Genomic DNA, 15,173 nt, shown 5'->3' with positions numbered 1-15,173 from the left:
CTTTCTAACTTACTCAAAGGTGTTAGGTATAGAAAAAATCAATCAATAAGGTGCTGGTCGACATACTGGGCTAGGACATCTTGTGTCTTCAAAGGAAGAACAATTACAAAGTAGTTAGATATCACGTAATGGGCCATTTCGTGGGCTAACACTCCTTCCGAAACATCTTTAACGGATAGATATATACTTTTGGTCTCATGTTCATAATATGCTATGGAAGGGGCTCTCTTTCCATAAAGATAGTAGTACGCATTATCCAATTCTTTTCTGTCAGGGTAGGCATAGACATCTATATGTGGGTCACTGATATAAATATCCAGTAAAAGCTGAACCCTGGTTAGGATTGCATCCACCTTTACCTTAAGCCGAGGGTAGAGGAATTCCCGCCTCTTTCTATATAAAAAGTGACTAAAAAAACCCTGATACTTGCTGTCAATAAAGTTTACGTCCAACTTATAGTCCAACTTAAAAAGATCCTCTTCAGTTCGGTAAAAGATGGTACTATAACTGGTTTTGTATGTCTTCCATTCTTCAGCAAAAATCAATGCATTCAAAAACAAGAAAAGGATTAAAAAGGAGGAAATTACCCTGAAACACACTTATCCACCTGCTAAAGCCTTAACTTCAACTGTTAGAAAAACCGCACATACACTATTACTTGATCTTGAAATAGGCTATTGCATCATTCAGATCCTTTGTCTTAGTCTCAATATCAAGGATTACTTGATGCAACCTTTCATTCTTAATATCGGTTTCTTCTAACACATTCTTTAGTTGGATCTCCTTTTCTTGAATCTGAGTTCCATAATCGCATATCACCTCTATCCTCTGCCGAATATTAGCAGACATCTTATTTATACTTTCAACCATATCCTTTAGCTGATCTTTTTTGCGTATATTGAAATGAATGGTGAAATCCCCTTCTCCCATCTCCCCCAAGCTTTTTTCAAAACGATATAAAGGGCCTGCTATCTTATGGGAGATAAGGAGAACCACTATCGCACTTACTACGCCAATCAGTATAAACACTGTAACATTTGTATATATGATAGCAGGGAGCAGTATCTTTGAAGTATTGGCCAACGATAGATGTGATTTTTCAAAAGTTGCGGTAATTGTATCCTGCGATAGATAATACAAAAGTCCTACTGATATAATCGCTCCAATAAGCACCAGGGTAATAAAGGTTAAAATAAATCTGAGTTGAAAGTTCCGCTTTATCAGGTAATGCTTTCTTCCCAGCTTTGGCTTTTTATTCATGTGGGATTCCCCCCACGGTTTTTAATAGTTCATTATTCACAGATATATCTGCCGTTTTCTTGAGCTTTCCAATCCAGTCGTCCAATTCCTGTGCCTGTTTTTTTTGGAGAAGTTCCCCTTTAATATCTTCTCTTAATACATTTATCGGCGGCGTTCTCTTTGGCCTTTTGCCCATCAGTTTTATAAGGACATAACCCTTCTTTAACTGGATTATCTTAGATTCGCCTAGCATAAGGAAATGTAATTCCTTTGCCAGTAAAGGATCTAGCATGTTTAAACCAACATACCCACTCTCCTCATCCCAGTTTAATGCTTTACCTTGAAGTAAGTGATTCAGAAACTCTTTGGCCACTGGAAGGTTAGGACAATGCAACATCTTAAACTTAACCTCTTCTCCTTTCATTTTATAGTAATTTTGGATCTCTTCTTCTGAAATAATAGTCGTGTTGGCAATCTCCTGACTCTGGGCTCTTATTAGATTTCGAATAAGAGTTTGTTCCCAAAATTTTTCCACAGTACGAACAAAATCTTCCTCTTTACTTAGCTCTCTCTTAACTGCCTCTTGGATCAATAACTCCCTTTCAATGAGTATATCAAGATAATTTCTCTTGCTCTCTTCCGAGACTCGAAATGACTTATTATGTTGGGATTCATCGTGTAGACAACGGTTGAAGTCAGATAGTGTGATAGTTACATCATTGACTTTGACCAGTATCTTTTCCTTCTCTGTTTTATCTTTTGCCTGGCAGGAAATTAAGAGGAGTGCCATGTATAGGATGAGTAGTGCTCGATTTTTCATCTTTCCCACCCCTTTAAACATGGAGCATAAGACCCGTAGGCAGGGAAACAGGTTATTGTTAGTGATTTACCAGTTTCTAGGGTCGGCACTAGACGCCTTGGACGGAATAAAAAAAGTAAAATTTCACGTTTATTTGGGGGCTGTACTAACAGCTTCTTTCTTTTTTTGTTGCCCAGAAGCTTTCTTCCTGGGTCTTTGAACATTTTCTTCAGGAATTAATTCTATGATGGAAAGGGGAGCGTTATCTCCATGTCTTCTACCTACCTTAAAAATTCTCGTATATCCGCCATTTCTACCCTGATATCTAGGAGCAATTTGATCAAACAAATTCTTTGTTATCTTCTTATCACTAATAACTCTTAAAACCTGCCTCCTTGAATGTAAATCCCCTTTTTTTCCTAGGGTGACTATTTTTTCAGCAATCTTTCTTAATTCTTTTGCTTTGGCATCAGTAGTTTCTATCTTCTCATGTTCAAACAGGGAAGTAAGCATATTCCTAAACATAGCTTTACGATGACTGGAGGTACGCCCCAATTTTCTCCCAGCTTTTTGATGTCTCATTCTATCGATTCCTTCTCGTTTTCAGTCTTTTCATCTGGTGCGTGAAAATCCGGCAATTTCATCCCTAAAAACAATCCCATTTCTCCTAAAATATCTTTTATTTCATTTAAGGATTTTCTCCCAAAGTTTCTGGTCTTTAGCATTTCAGCCTCGGTTTTTTGAACCAACTCACCAATATATCTTATATTGGCATTTTTCAAACAGTTGGCTGAACGCACCGAAAGTTCTAATTCATCAACACCCCTGTATAAGTTCTCGTTGAATTTCACTTTATCTTTATCGTCTGTTGCTTGCTCTTTCTCTCTAGGTTCTTCAGATTCGTCAAAGTTGATAAAGACATTCAGTTGCTCTTTCAATATCTTCGCAGCATATGCAATTGCATCCTCTGGCAATACACTGCCATCGGTCCAGACTTCCATTGTAAGTTTATCATAATCAGCCCTCTGCCCTACCCTTGCATGACTTACTGAATAGTTAACCTTTTTAATAGGAGAAAAGATCGCATCGATAGGAATGGTACCTACAGGTTGGTTTTCTTCCTTGTTCTTTTCTGCAGGAACGTATCCCCTCCCTTTCCTAACAACCATTTCCATTCTGAGTCTGGCATCTTTTAATAATGTAGCAATATGCAAATCAGGATTTACAATATCCACATTGTTGTTTGTAATAATATCTCCGGCCCTGACCTCACCCTCTTTAGCAGTATCAATCCAGATTGTTTCCGGGCCGTTTGAATGAAGCTTAATAAGAACTTCTTTTAAATTGAGGATAATATCAGTTACATCCTCTCTAACACCGGGGATAGTCGAAAACTCATGTAGTACTCCATCGATTTTGACAGAGACAATGGCCGCACCTAAAATAGATGATAACAGAACTCGCCGCAGAGAATTACCAAGAGTAATGCCAAAACCTCGTTCAAAAGGTTCCCCAACAAACTTGCTGTAACACTTTGTAGCTGTTTCGGTATCAATCTCTAACCCTTTAGGACTTATTAATCTCTGCCAGTTATTGTACATCTTTACCCCGCGTTAAGTTAACTTAATCGTTTAAGAATTTTCTAACTATTTATTTTGAATATAGTTCTACAATTAGCTGTTCTTGAATTGGCATCGTTATATCCTCTCTGGAAGGCAAAGAAACTATCTTCCCCTTGACACTTTGTTTATCCAATTCTAGCCAATGGGGTACACCACGGCGCGCTACAGCCTCCAGAGATTCAACAATCCTGGGGATTTTTTTACTCTTTTCCCTCACTTCTAGAATTTCCCCCGGACTAACCAGGTAAGAAGGGATATTTACTTTTCTTCCATTAACCAAAAAGTGATTGTGTCTTATCAGTTGCCTTGCCTCACTACGGGAACTGGCAAATCCCAAACGAAAGACCATGTTATCCATTCTTCTTTCAAGAAAGAGCAACAGGTTCTCACCGGTTATACCCTTCATCTTATCAGCCTTCTCAAAATACCTTTGGAACTGACTTTCTAGAATACCGTAAATTCTTTTTACCTTCTGCTTCTCACGAAGCTGAATACCATAATCCGAATATTTGCTACGGCTCTGTCCATGCTGACCCGGAGGATAACTTTTCCTTTCAAAAGCACACTTATCTGAATAACACCTATCACCTTTTAAGTACAACTTCAAATTTTCTCTTCTGCACAACCTGCAAACCGATCCTGTGTACCGAGCCAAACCGTGCCTCCTTTATACCCTTCTTCTCTTGGGTGGACGACACCCGTTATGAGGAATAGGAGTAACATCCCTGATTAAACTGACATTAAATCCCTTAGCCTGGAGAGTTCTCAAAGCAGATTCCCGACCAGCTCCCGGTCCTTTAATATAAACCTCTATATTTTTAACTCCATGTTCCATAGCTTTTCTTGCAACATCTTCCGCGGCTAACTGGGCAGCAAATGGAGTACTCTTTCTTGAACCCTTATACCCCTGAGTTCCAGCGCTAGACCAGGCTAACACGTTTCCGGTCAAATCGGTAATAGTTATTATGGTATTATTAAACGTAGCTTGAATATGTGCTATACCATTTTGTATATTTTTCTTTTCCTTTTTCTTTTTGACACCCTTCCCCTGTTTTGCCATCGAACCTCCTACTTTCTCCTGCCTCCAATTGCTCTGCGGGGTCCTTTCCTCGTTCTAGCATTGGTGCTGGTTCTTTGACCCCGAACAGGCAAAGAACGCCTATGACGCAGCCCCCGATAACTACCTAGATCCATCAACCTCTTTATATTCATGGTGAGTTCCATCCGTAAGTCACCTTCTACTTTATACTCACGATCAATTATCTCTCTTATCTTGGCTACCTCGGACTCTGTAATTTGATCGGATTTTATATCGGAACCAATCCCGGCATTTTCAAGAATCTTTTTTGAAGTAGATCTGCCAATACCATAAATATAAGTTAATGCCACTTCCATCCTCTTGCCTCTAGGTAAATCAATTCCAGCAATTCTTGCCAATATATGTACCTCCCTAACTATCCTTGCTTCTGTTTATGCCTTGGATTTTCACAGATTATTCTAATCACACCCTTACGTCTCACTATCTTACATTTATCGCATCTTTTCTTTACCGAGGCCTTTACCTTCATCTTAACCACACCATCCTTTGTAAAAAAGATAAGCGCTCACCTATCAGCCTTCATCATATTTCTGACCGTTGAACCTTTACAGTTTATTTGGAACGGTAAGTAATCCTTCCCCTATTAAGATCATAAGGTGATAATTCAACTGTAACCCTATCCCCTGGAAGGATCTTAATATAGTGCATCCTCATCTTACCAGAGATATGAGCCAAAACCTTATGACCGTTTTCCAATTCTACCCTAAACATAGCGTTGGGCAGAGTTTCTAATACTGTCCCTTCTACCTCAATCGCTTCCTCTTTTGGCATAAAACCTCAACTTGGTGATTTATTCACGTTCAATAATATCTGTAATCCTTTTAAAAATTTCGTCTATTTTACCAATACCATTAATAGCCTTAGCTATATTCTTTTTCTGATAAAATTCAACTACAGGGGCAGTTTGTTCGTGATAAACCTTTAGCCTGCTCTTTATAGTATCCTCTTTATCGTCATCTCTCTGGTAGAGTTCCCCTTTACACTTATTGCAGACATCTTTATTTATAGGCGGATCAAAGATTATATGATATCCTTGCCCACATTTTTTACAGGTTCTCCTGCCCGTGAGTCTCTTTAACAGCTCTTTATCGTCTATCTCAATATTGATTAAGTGTTCGATCTTTAAACCCATCTTCTCTAAAATAGCGCCTAAAGCCTCAGCCTGAGCTACTGTTCGGGGAAAACCGTCCAAAATAAACCCCCCTTTACAGTCAGGTTTTTTTAACCTTTCTTCAATTATCCCTATAACAACCTCATCTGGAACCAGGGCACCTTTATCCATGAAACTCCTTGCCTGCTTCCCCAAGGGAGAACCCTCCTTAACCGCTTCCCTGAGTATGTCCCCGGTTGAAATTTGAGGAATATTGTACTTGTCAATTAACATCTTTGCTTGAGTGCCCTTTCCGGAACCAGGTGGACCTAACAGTATCAGATTCATAATCTAAACTCCTTCTTCTATCTTAACCCTTTCCGGACTAAGGAGAGGGTAGTTATTGGCAAACCGTTTACGTTGAAATGTAAACGATGAACAGTGGACTGCCTTATTAACGACGTCCTTTTATCCTCGCTTTTTTCAAAAAACCTTCATACTGTCTTGTAAGTAAGTGGGATTCAATCTGTGAAGCTGTATCCATGGCAACTCCAACCACAATCAGTAATGCCGTACCTCCAAAGTAAAAAGGCACGTTGAATTTACTGGTAAGGATTGTAGGCAACACGCATACAGCTGAAACATAAACAGCTCCCCCCAAAGTGATTCTTGTAAGAACTTTATCTATATATTCGGCAGTTTTTTTACCAGGCCTTATCCCTGGTATATAGCCGCCATATTTCTTCATATTATCGGCGACATCAACGGGGTTAAAGGTAACTGCCGTATAAAAGTAACAAAAGAATACAATAAAACCTACATATAGAATACTGTAAATAAGTTTACCAGGGCCTAAACTGGCAGTTATATTCTGAAGCCATGGATAGAGTTCTATCCAGGATTTAGGTAAAAAATTGGCAATGGTTAAAGGAAACATCAATATTGAAGAAGCGAATATCGGGGGAATAACCCCTGCTGTGTTTACTCTAAGAGGCAGATGAGTACTCTGCCCACCGTACATCTTTCTGCCCATCACCCTCTTCGGATACTGGACAGGAAGTCGCCTCTGTCCACGCTCCACAAAAACTATAACCCCAACTACAACGATCATCATAGCCACAATTACCAAAATTAAAAATATTGCCATTTCTCCTGTTTTTAAAAGGCGTATCGTATTAATGATTGCAGATGGCATTCGAGCAACAATACCAGCAAATATTATAAGAGAAATACCGTTTCCAATCCCCCGCTCAGTAATCTGCTCGCCAAGCCACATGATAAATGCCGTTCCAGATGTCAAAGTTATAACTGTCATTATCTTAAAGGATAAACCAGGGTTGAGGGCTATCATCTCTCCTGCGGGGCCTGTCATCCTCTCCAGACCGACACTTATACCAAAGCCTTGAATAATACTCAAAACGATCGTACCATATCTGGTATACTGAGTTATTTTTCTCCTTCCCGCTTCACCCTCTTTGGACAATCTCTCCAAATGGGGGCTAACTACGGTAAGCAGTTGCAGAATAATAGAGGCACTGATGTAAGGCATTATACCAAGAGCAAACACTGACAGATTCTCCAATGCCCCACCTGAAAACATATCAAATAAACCAAGTAGAGTACTTTTAGCCTGAGCAAAGAACGAAGCTAATGCTTCCCTATTAATTCCAGGGGTCGGCACATGGACACCAATTCGGTAGACAGTTAATAAGAGGAGCGTCATGAGAATACGCTTTTTTAACTCAGGAATCTTTGGTATATTCTGAAACCCGACTAGCAATTAAACCACCTCTATCTTCCCGCCAACAGCCTCAATCTTATCTTTGGCCGGTTTACTATACCTGTGAACTTTAACTGTAAGAGGATAACTAATTTCTCCATTTCCTAATACCTTTATGCCATCATAAGAACCTTTTATCAGTCCATATTCGATCAATGCCTTATCATCTACCACAGCCCCTTCTTCAAATATATTTAAGTCTCTTACATTTATCAAGACATATCTCTTTTTAAATATATTAGTAAACCCCCTCTTGGGAAGACGACGCTTAAGGGGCATTTGCCCCCCTTCAAAGCCAGGGGGAGTACTCCTTCCTGAGCGGGACCTCTGCCCCTTAGATCCTTTGCAGGCAGTCTGCCCATGCCCAGAACCCTGTCCCCGCCCAACCCTCTTTTTTCTCTTTTTAAACCTGGTAGAAGGCTTCAATTCATTAAGTCTCATGTTCAATAACCTCAACCAAATGTGATACTTTCTTAACCATTCCTCGACTTTCAGGAGTATCCTTTAAAGTAACTGTTTTATTAAGCTTAGTTAAGCCCAGTCCAGTTAATGTCTCTTTCTGTCTCCAAGGTCTACCAATACCACTCTTCTTCAGCCTTACCTTAAACTCCTTTGTGCCCATAAAATAGTTTCCCTTCAAACAATCTCGCTCAAATCTTTACCACGTTTTTTTGCCATCTCTTCAGGACTCATAAGCTGGCTTAAGGCATTAATCGTGGCTTTAACAGCATTATGAGGGTTATGTGACCCCAAACACTTCGTCAGAATATTTGCAATCCCTGTTGCTTCAACAACTGCTCTAACAGACCCTCCTGCGATAATGCCTGTCCCTTTAGACGCAGGCTTTAAAATAACACTGCCTGCACCATATCGGCCTATTACTTCATAAGGGATTGTATCATTTATAATTGGGACTCGAATAAGTTCCTTCTTTGCTCGCCCTATCCCTTTTCTAATAGCCTCTGGCACTTCATTCGCCTTCCCTAACCCACTTCCAACCACACCATTTCCATTACCAACTACAACAAGGGCACTGAAACTAAACCTTCTTCCACCTTTAACTACCTTTGCAACTCTGTTAATGCTAACAACCTTATCCATCAAATCCAACTCATTGGGATTAATAGTGGGCAATTACCTCCTCCTTTGCAATTCCTTCACAATCAGGTTAACTTTCAAAAACTAAAATTCTAGCCCCTTTTCTCTAGCCAAAAGAGCCAAAGCTTTAACCTTGCCATGATACAAATAGCCATTTCTATCAAACACCACTTTTTTTATATCCCTATCCAGGGAATTTTTAGCTATTAATTCCCCAACCTTTTTAGCCGCTTCTATATTCCCAGAGTCTTTCAACCCATCCCTAATCTCTTTACTCAAAGTAGAAGCTGACGTTATAGTTCTCCCAGTAGTATCATCGATTACCTGGGCATAGATATGTTTAGAGGATCGAAATACACAGAGTCTGGGTCTCTCACTGGTTCCTCTTATCTTTTTTCTGATCCGTTTTTTACGTTTTATTCTGGACAACTCTTTCAATTTTCTCAAAGCCATCTCTATTCCTACCTTTATTTAATTCCAGATTTCCCGATCTTTCGACGAATCCTCTCATCGGAGTACAGAATACCCTTGCCTTTATATGGTTCCGGCATTCTAAATGACCTAATCTTTGCGGCAATCTCTCCAACCAATTGCTTATCAATCCCCTCAACTGTAATCTTAACTTGCTTATCCACCTGAGCATTGACACCTTTGGGAAGCACAAACTCTATTGGATGTGAGTATCCTAAATTCAAACCCAGTATATCTCCTTTTAACTCAGCACGATAGCCTACTCCAACAATATTAAGGGTTTTTGCAAAACCCTTTGTCACTCCCTCCACCATATTGGCAATTAAACTTCTGGTTAATCCCTGGAGTGCCCTGGTCTTCTTATCATCATCTTTTCTATTAACTACTATTTTCTCACTATCAAATGTCAGACCAATTCTCCCGTCTATCTCTTGAGTCAGTTCTCCTTTTGTGCCCTTTACTCTTAAAGTAGCATCCTCAAAGATTACCTCCACGCCTTTTGGAACTGGAATTGGCAGTTTACCAATTCGTGACATCATTATTCTCCTTAAGAAAAAGTTCGAAACTAAAAACCTACCATACAGAACAGAGTAGCTCTCCACCAACGTTAGATTCTCTGGCCTTTTTATCTGTTAAAATCCCTTTCGGGGTTGACAAAATATTTATGCCCAAGCCAGTTAACACCCTTGGAATCTTGTCTTTTTTAACATAAACCCTGCGCCCTGGTTTACTAATCCTTTTTAGCCCGGTAATAACCGTGTTGTTTTCATCATCATATTTGAGATATATAGTCAAGACTCCCTGTTTACTATCTTTTATTACCTTATAGTTTTTAATATAACCTTCATCCTTTAATATCTTTGCTACACTAACCTTTAAATTAGAGGAAGGCATATCGACTTTCTTGAATTTTGCCTTGTTGGCATTTCTAATACGGGTAAGCATATCTGCAAAAGGATCAGTCATCACAGCTTTTCAACCCCTTTCTACAAAATTTTCTTTACCAGCTAGATTTGACGGTTCCTGGTATGTCACCTTTCAATGCATAATTACGAAGACATATGCGACACATATTAAACTTCCTATAGTACCCTCTAGCCCTCCCACAAATGGGACAACGATTGTATCCTCTAACTTTGAACTTCTTAGGTTTTTTAGCCTTTATAACCAAAGATTTTTTGGCCACAAAATTCCTCCATCAAAAAAGCTTACCCCAATTAAAGTCAAACATCCTTACCTTAATTAATGCACCTAATCCCTAAAAGGTACCCCTAATAAACTCAGCAGAGATTTAGCTTCTTCATCGGTCTTGGCTGTAGTAACAATAACCACATTCATACCTTTTATTTTGTCAATTTTATCATAATCAATCTCAGGAAATATAATATGTTCTTTTATTCCTAAAGAATAATTGCCTCTTCCGTCAAAAGATTTTCCACTTACACCTTTAAAATCCCTAACTCTAGGAAGGGCTATATTGACTAATCTATCGAAGAATTCATACATCCTTTCCCTTCTTAAAGTTACCATACAACCGATAGGAACACCTTCCCTCAGCTTAAATGAAGCAATAGACTTTTTAGCCCTGGTAATAATAGGCTTTTGACCGATTATTAAAGACAGCTCAGAAGTCGCAGAATCCAGCAATTTGATATTCTGAATAGCCTCCCCCAGCCCCATATTTATTACTATCTTTTCAAGTTTAGGGACCTCCATCGGGTTCCTGTAGTTAAACTCTTTCATTAAAGCTGGCATTATCTCTTTCATGTAAAAGTCTTTTAACCTTGCCATCGAAATTCCTTAACCCTATCCTTTTTTATTTTATTTACCAAGGATCTCCTCACACTTGACACAGACCCGTACTTTTTCCCCGTCATCTAGAACTTTTTTCCTGGTCCTAACTGGAGAATTACATTTTTTGCAAACTATCATGACATTAGAAATATGAATACTACCCTCTTTCTCAACAATCCCACCCTTACTGGTTTGGGATGCTCGAGCATGTCTCTTGATCAGATTAACCTTTTCAACTATTACGCGATTTTTTTCAGGTATAACCTTTAAAATCTTGCCTTTTCTCCCCTTTTCCTTACCGGCAATTACCTCTACTGGATCGTCCTTTTTAACATGGAATTTTGTCTGAGACATCAAAACCTCTCTATTAAATCACAGCACCTCTGGAGCTAATGATACAATCTTCATAAATTTTTTAGCCCTGAGTTCTCTAGCAACAGGACCGAAAATCCTAGTTCCAATTGGTTCATTTTGGGGATTAATAAGCACTGCTGAATTATCATCAAATTTTATATAGGAGCCGTCTTTTCTCCTTACCTCTTTAACAGTGCGAACAACTACAGCCCTGGATACATTACCTTTTTTAACCTTTGAGTTCGGAATAGCCTCCTTCACTGAAACCACAATAATATCACCAAGACTGGCATATCTCCTTCTGGTTCCACCCAACACTTTAATACAGAATAACTTTTTTGCCCCAGAATTATCTGCCACATTGAGCACTGTCTGCATCTGAATCATTGCTTGCCCCTCAAAACACAGTATTTAACCCCACTTATTACTTTAAACCGCTTTTTCTAATATCTTATAAACTCGCCACATCTTTTCTTTGCTCAAAGGTCTGCTTTCTATTATTAAAACCCTATCTCCCACATTACAATCATTTCTTTCATTATGTGCCTTATATTTATTCCTTCTACTAATATACTTTTTGTATATTGGATGTTTCAAAACCTTGTCTACTTGAACAACCACGGTTTTATCCATTTTGTTACTTACAACTACTCCAACCTGGGTCTTTCTACGCCCCCTCTCTCCCACTTTTGTCTCCCCTTATTCTATAGTTTCTTTTCCAGTAACTATTCAGCATTTATCTAAAACCCTGTATTTATAGACAGCCGATCCGCTTTGGCGGACTACCTCGCAGGTGGTTATACAACACAGTAGGACAGGCTTCTCGCCTTTCATGGCTGAATAGTTACCTTTTCCTTAAGGATGGTTTTGATCCTTGCTAAATCCTTTTTTACCTGAGGGACCCTCATGGTATTTTCAAGCTGCCCTGTTGCAAGCTGGAATTTCAAGTTAAACAATTCTTCTGATAGATGCTTCTCCTTTTGCCTAAGCTCTATATCACTTAACTCTCGAATTTCACTTGCCTTCATGGCCCCTCCCCCGCGAAGTAACCCTCGTGCGTATTGGCAATTTATAACTGGCTAACCTAAAAGCTTCACGGGCAGTATCTTCTTCTACACCTTCCATTTCATATAGTATTCTGCCTGGTTTTATTACAGCTACCCAATCCGCAGGAGGCCCTTTGCCTTTTCCCATTCTTGTTTCAGCAGGTTTAGCAGTGATTGGTTTATCAGGGAATATTCTGATCCAAATCTTTCCACCTCTCTTTACATGCCGTGTCATTGCTATTCGAGCCGCTTCAATTTGGCGCGCTGTTAACCAACCACATTCTTCGGCTTGAAGAGCAAAATCACCAAAATCGATGGTAGAACCTCTGGACGATATTCCCCTCCTTCTACCTCTCTGTTGTTTCCGGTATTTAACCTTTTTGGGTTGCAACATAGTAAATACTTCCCTATCTGATCAAATTCGTGAATTGTAAATCGTGAATCGGTTTTATTCTACTTACGACTCACGATTTCTCTGCCTCTCTCTTTTTTGAAAGGATCTCACCTTTAAATATCCAGACCTTTACACCAATAATTCCATAAGTGGTATGAGCCTCCGCAAATCCATAGTCAATGTCAGCCCTTAAGGTATGTAAAGGAACCCTGCCTTCCCGATACCACTCCCTCCTTGCCATTTCTGCGCCACCCAGTCTTCCGGCACAGGAGATTTTTATCCCTTGAGCACCCAATCTTAATGCCGTTGTCACACTCCTCTTCATAGCCCTTCGAAAAGCAACTCTTCTTTCCAGCTGTAATGCTGTATTTTCGGCAACTAACTGAGCATCAATCTCTGGTTTGCGAACTTCTTGAATATTTATATAAATCTCTTTTGAAGTTAACTTATTAAGTTCATTCTTCAACGCCTCAATCTCTATACCTTTTCTACCAATTACAATTCCTGGGCGAACGGTATATATATTGATCTTGGCTTTATTTGTAGCCCTTTCAATTTCAATCCTTGAGACACCAGCATGGTAAAGTTTGCTTTTAATAAACCTCCGAATCCTTACGTCTTCCTGAAGTAAGTTAGAAAAATCTTTTTCAGCAAACCATTTTGAATTCCACGTTCTGGTTACTCCCAGTCTGAATCCTATTGGATGGACCTTTTGTCCCAAAACCCCCTCCCTTCTAAAAATTTTATCTTTCTTTTAAGACTACGGTTATATGACTGGTTCTTTTCAGAATTCTACCTGCCCTTCCCATAGCCTTAGCCCTAAATCTCTTAAGTGTAGGCCCTTCGTTGACATAAATAGTATCAACGAACAGAGTATCCACATCAATGTTTCTACCATGAGAAGCATTTGCAACAGCAGATTTCAGAAGATTTTTAACTATCCTAGCCGATGCTTTTGGAGTAACAGAGAGGATGGTCAAAGCATCTTCTACCCTTTTACCACGAACTAGGTCAACCACTAATCTGGCTTTTCTGGGTGACACCCTGATATAATTAACAGATGCTTTCGCTTCCATAACTAATTTTTCACCTTTTACACCCTTTTATCTTTTTTGTTTCCTGCCTTCTATTTTACTCTTCCTGTCCCCTGAATGGCTGTGGAATGTTCTAGTAGGTGCAAATTCACCAAGCTTATGTCCTACCATATTCTCAGTAATAAAGACTGGAATAAATTTTTTACCATTGTGAACAGCAACGGTGTAACCAATCAGTTCGGGCACAATAGTTGATCTGCGAGACCAGGTTTTGATTATCTTTTTGCTTACCGTTTCATTGGCTATTTTAATTTTTTTCAATAGACTTTCATCAATAAATGGCCCTTTCTTTATTGATCGTGCCATATTCAGTCTCCTCTATAATTCTAACAGAGTAGGGGCGGGAATAACCCCGCCCGTACAAGGTATGTTATCCTCTGTTTTGTGCCTATGTGCCTTTGCAGCCTTGTGCCTGATCATCTATTTTTTCCTCTTTGAAAGTATATACTTATCCGTACTTTTGTTTTTCCTGGTTTTGTACCCTTTAGTCGGAACTCCCCACGGGGTTACTGGGTGTCTGCCTCCTGAGGATTTACCCTCACCTCCACCCAGAGGATGGTCAACTGGATTCATTGCAACACCTCGAACTCTGGGCCTTCTACCCAGCCATCGTTTTCTTCCAGCTTTCCCTATGGATATATTTTCATGATCTATATTGCCAGTCTGACCAATTGTAGCAACACACGTATTTAATACCAGGCGAACTTCATTGGACGGCAGTCTTATATGAACATATTTTCCTTCTTTAGCTATCAACTGACCAAAAGTTCCTGCACCTCTTATTAACTGGGCACCCTTCCCGGGTCTTAATTCCACATTATGTATAAATGTCCCAAAAGGTATACTTTTTAAAGGCAAAGCGTTACCTGGTTTAATATCAGCATTCTCACCTGAAATCACAGTGTCACCGACTTTAATTTTTAAAGGAGCAATTATATATCTTTTTTCACCATCAGCATAGTTCAAAAGAGCGATATAAGCTGATCTATTAGGATCATATTCAATGGCGGCTACTTTGGCCGGCACATTGATTTTGTCCCTTTTAAAATCAATAACCCGATATCTCCTCTTATGCCTTCCACCAATATGACGGGAAGTAACCCTACCATAAGCATTTCTGCCACCGGTCTTGTTGAGTGGTCTTATAAGAGACTTCTCAGGTTTGACACTGGTCAACTCCTCAAAGGTTAATACGCTTTGGAATCTCCTTCCAGGTGATGTTGGTTTATAAATCTTTATGCTCACTCAAAACTCCCTTTGAATGCAAAGTCAGAGACTACTAAGACAAGAGGA

General features: G+C 39.4%; 29 protein-coding genes. All 29 read right to left on the bottom strand.

All coding sequences use genetic code 11. From position 1 onward, the window contains the following. Window positions 1–38 precede the first annotated feature (38 nt). The 29 genes from AB1401_04675 to rplB all read right to left on the bottom strand — a co-directional run bounded on the left by AB1401_04675 (window position 39) and on the right by rplB (window position 15,125). A complete protein-coding gene (locus tag AB1401_04675) occupies window positions 39–599 on the bottom strand; it encodes a hypothetical protein (protein ID MEW6614739.1) in 561 nt (186 codons plus the stop codon). A 55-nt stretch (window positions 600–654) separates the two neighbouring features. Beyond that, the gene (locus tag AB1401_04670; GenBank protein ID MEW6614738.1) at window positions 655–1,260 is read right to left on the bottom strand and encodes a methyl-accepting chemotaxis protein; all 606 of its coding nucleotides are present in this window, start codon (window positions 1,258–1,260) and stop codon (window positions 655–657) included. Continuing rightward, the gene (locus tag AB1401_04665; protein ID MEW6614737.1) at window positions 1,253–2,059 is read right to left on the bottom strand and encodes a hypothetical protein; all 807 of its coding nucleotides are present in this window, start codon (window positions 2,057–2,059) and stop codon (window positions 1,253–1,255) included. Before AB1401_04665 ends, AB1401_04670 begins: the two co-directional genes overlap by 8 nt. Window positions 2,060–2,188: 129 nt before the next feature. Further along, a complete protein-coding gene (rplQ, locus tag AB1401_04660; GenBank protein MEW6614736.1) occupies window positions 2,189–2,620 on the bottom strand; it encodes a 50S ribosomal protein L17 in 432 nt (143 codons plus the stop codon). After that, a complete protein-coding gene (locus tag AB1401_04655) occupies window positions 2,617–3,639 on the bottom strand; it encodes a DNA-directed RNA polymerase subunit alpha (GenBank protein ID MEW6614735.1) in 1,023 nt (340 codons plus the stop codon). Before AB1401_04655 ends, rplQ begins: the two co-directional genes overlap by 4 nt. Window positions 3,640–3,688: 49 nt before the next feature. Beyond that, entirely contained in the window at window positions 3,689–4,315 is a 627-nt protein-coding gene (rpsD, locus tag AB1401_04650) for a 30S ribosomal protein S4 (GenBank protein ID MEW6614734.1), read from the bottom strand. A gap of 12 nt (window positions 4,316–4,327) precedes the next feature. Then, a complete protein-coding gene (gene rpsK, locus AB1401_04645; GenBank protein MEW6614733.1) occupies window positions 4,328–4,720 on the bottom strand; it encodes a 30S ribosomal protein S11 in 393 nt (130 codons plus the stop codon). Window positions 4,721–4,728: 8 nt separating this feature from the next. Continuing rightward, a complete protein-coding gene (gene rpsM / locus AB1401_04640) occupies window positions 4,729–5,097 on the bottom strand; it encodes a 30S ribosomal protein S13 (GenBank protein ID MEW6614732.1) in 369 nt (122 codons plus the stop codon). A 17-nt stretch (window positions 5,098–5,114) separates the two neighbouring features. Next, on the bottom strand, window positions 5,115–5,228 hold the full coding sequence (gene rpmJ / locus AB1401_04635) for a 50S ribosomal protein L36 (GenBank protein ID MEW6614731.1): 114 nt from the start codon (window positions 5,226–5,228) through the stop codon (window positions 5,115–5,117). Between the two features lie 83 nt (window positions 5,229–5,311). Then, complete coding sequence (gene infA / locus AB1401_04630) at window positions 5,312–5,530, bottom strand: translation initiation factor IF-1 (GenBank protein MEW6614730.1); 219 nt, start codon at window positions 5,528–5,530, stop codon at window positions 5,312–5,314. A gap of 19 nt (window positions 5,531–5,549) precedes the next feature. Further along, window positions 5,550–6,197, bottom strand: coding sequence for an adenylate kinase (locus tag AB1401_04625; protein MEW6614729.1), 648 nt, complete (start codon window positions 6,195–6,197; stop codon window positions 5,550–5,552). 106 nt (window positions 6,198–6,303) lie between these two features. Beyond that, window positions 6,304–7,629 (bottom strand): preprotein translocase subunit SecY, encoded by a 1,326-nt coding sequence (secY, locus tag AB1401_04620; GenBank protein ID MEW6614728.1) that lies wholly within the window; start codon window positions 7,627–7,629, stop codon window positions 6,304–6,306. Further along, window positions 7,630–8,070, bottom strand: a complete 441-nt coding sequence (gene rplO / locus AB1401_04615; protein MEW6614727.1) for a 50S ribosomal protein L15 — start codon at window positions 8,068–8,070, stop codon at window positions 7,630–7,632. Then, window positions 8,060–8,251 carry a 50S ribosomal protein L30 gene (gene rpmD, locus AB1401_04610; GenBank protein MEW6614726.1) on the bottom strand — a complete coding sequence of 64 codons (192 nt, stop codon included), beginning with the start codon at window positions 8,249–8,251 and terminating at the stop codon, window positions 8,060–8,062. Before rpmD ends, rplO begins: the two co-directional genes overlap by 11 nt. 14 nt (window positions 8,252–8,265) lie before the next feature. After that, entirely contained in the window at window positions 8,266–8,763 is a 498-nt protein-coding gene (gene rpsE / locus AB1401_04605; protein ID MEW6614725.1) for a 30S ribosomal protein S5, read from the bottom strand. Between the two features lie 48 nt (window positions 8,764–8,811). Next, window positions 8,812–9,180: a 50S ribosomal protein L18 gene (gene rplR, locus AB1401_04600; protein ID MEW6614724.1), complete on the bottom strand. Its 369-nt coding sequence runs from the start codon at window positions 9,178–9,180 to the stop codon at window positions 8,812–8,814. A 14-nt stretch (window positions 9,181–9,194) separates the two neighbouring features. Next, window positions 9,195–9,734: a 50S ribosomal protein L6 gene (gene rplF, locus AB1401_04595; GenBank protein MEW6614723.1), complete on the bottom strand. Its 540-nt coding sequence runs from the start codon at window positions 9,732–9,734 to the stop codon at window positions 9,195–9,197. A gap of 37 nt (window positions 9,735–9,771) precedes the next feature. Continuing rightward, window positions 9,772–10,164, bottom strand: coding sequence for a 30S ribosomal protein S8 (gene rpsH / locus AB1401_04590; protein ID MEW6614722.1), 393 nt, complete (start codon window positions 10,162–10,164; stop codon window positions 9,772–9,774). 34 nt (window positions 10,165–10,198) lie between these two features. Beyond that, window positions 10,199–10,384, bottom strand: coding sequence for a type Z 30S ribosomal protein S14 (locus AB1401_04585; protein MEW6614721.1), 186 nt, complete (start codon window positions 10,382–10,384; stop codon window positions 10,199–10,201). A gap of 65 nt (window positions 10,385–10,449) precedes the next feature. Then, complete coding sequence (gene rplE / locus AB1401_04580) at window positions 10,450–10,989, bottom strand: 50S ribosomal protein L5 (GenBank protein MEW6614720.1); 540 nt, start codon at window positions 10,987–10,989, stop codon at window positions 10,450–10,452. A 30-nt stretch (window positions 10,990–11,019) separates the two neighbouring features. Beyond that, window positions 11,020–11,346: a 50S ribosomal protein L24 gene (gene rplX / locus AB1401_04575; protein MEW6614719.1), complete on the bottom strand. Its 327-nt coding sequence runs from the start codon at window positions 11,344–11,346 to the stop codon at window positions 11,020–11,022. A gap of 18 nt (window positions 11,347–11,364) precedes the next feature. Then, window positions 11,365–11,733 carry a 50S ribosomal protein L14 gene (gene rplN / locus AB1401_04570; GenBank protein MEW6614718.1) on the bottom strand — a complete coding sequence of 123 codons (369 nt, stop codon included), beginning with the start codon at window positions 11,731–11,733 and terminating at the stop codon, window positions 11,365–11,367. Window positions 11,734–11,775: 42 nt separating this feature from the next. Further along, on the bottom strand, window positions 11,776–12,033 hold the full coding sequence (rpsQ, locus tag AB1401_04565) for a 30S ribosomal protein S17 (GenBank protein ID MEW6614717.1): 258 nt from the start codon (window positions 12,031–12,033) through the stop codon (window positions 11,776–11,778). Window positions 12,034–12,176: 143 nt separating this feature from the next. Next, complete coding sequence (gene rpmC / locus AB1401_04560; GenBank protein ID MEW6614716.1) at window positions 12,177–12,374, bottom strand: 50S ribosomal protein L29; 198 nt, start codon at window positions 12,372–12,374, stop codon at window positions 12,177–12,179. After that, complete coding sequence (rplP, locus tag AB1401_04555) at window positions 12,361–12,786, bottom strand: 50S ribosomal protein L16 (GenBank protein ID MEW6614715.1); 426 nt, start codon at window positions 12,784–12,786, stop codon at window positions 12,361–12,363. Before rplP ends, rpmC begins: the two co-directional genes overlap by 14 nt. Before the next feature lie 70 nt (window positions 12,787–12,856). Continuing rightward, entirely contained in the window at window positions 12,857–13,507 is a 651-nt protein-coding gene (gene rpsC, locus AB1401_04550; protein MEW6614714.1) for a 30S ribosomal protein S3, read from the bottom strand. 22 nt (window positions 13,508–13,529) lie between these two features. Next, on the bottom strand, window positions 13,530–13,862 hold the full coding sequence (gene rplV, locus AB1401_04545) for a 50S ribosomal protein L22 (GenBank protein ID MEW6614713.1): 333 nt from the start codon (window positions 13,860–13,862) through the stop codon (window positions 13,530–13,532). 27 nt (window positions 13,863–13,889) lie between these two features. Then, window positions 13,890–14,186, bottom strand: coding sequence for a 30S ribosomal protein S19 (gene rpsS / locus AB1401_04540; protein ID MEW6614712.1), 297 nt, complete (start codon window positions 14,184–14,186; stop codon window positions 13,890–13,892). 114 nt (window positions 14,187–14,300) lie between these two features. Then, entirely contained in the window at window positions 14,301–15,125 is an 825-nt protein-coding gene (rplB, locus tag AB1401_04535; protein MEW6614711.1) for a 50S ribosomal protein L2, read from the bottom strand. Window positions 15,126–15,173 lie beyond the last annotated feature (48 nt).

Source organism: Thermodesulfobacteriota bacterium, assembly GCA_040757775.1.
GTDB lineage: Bacteria > Desulfobacterota > UBA8473 > UBA8473 > UBA8473 > UBA8473.
The sequence above is the reverse complement of the archived record's forward strand: the minus strand, read 5'-3'. Positions and strand labels throughout refer to the sequence as shown.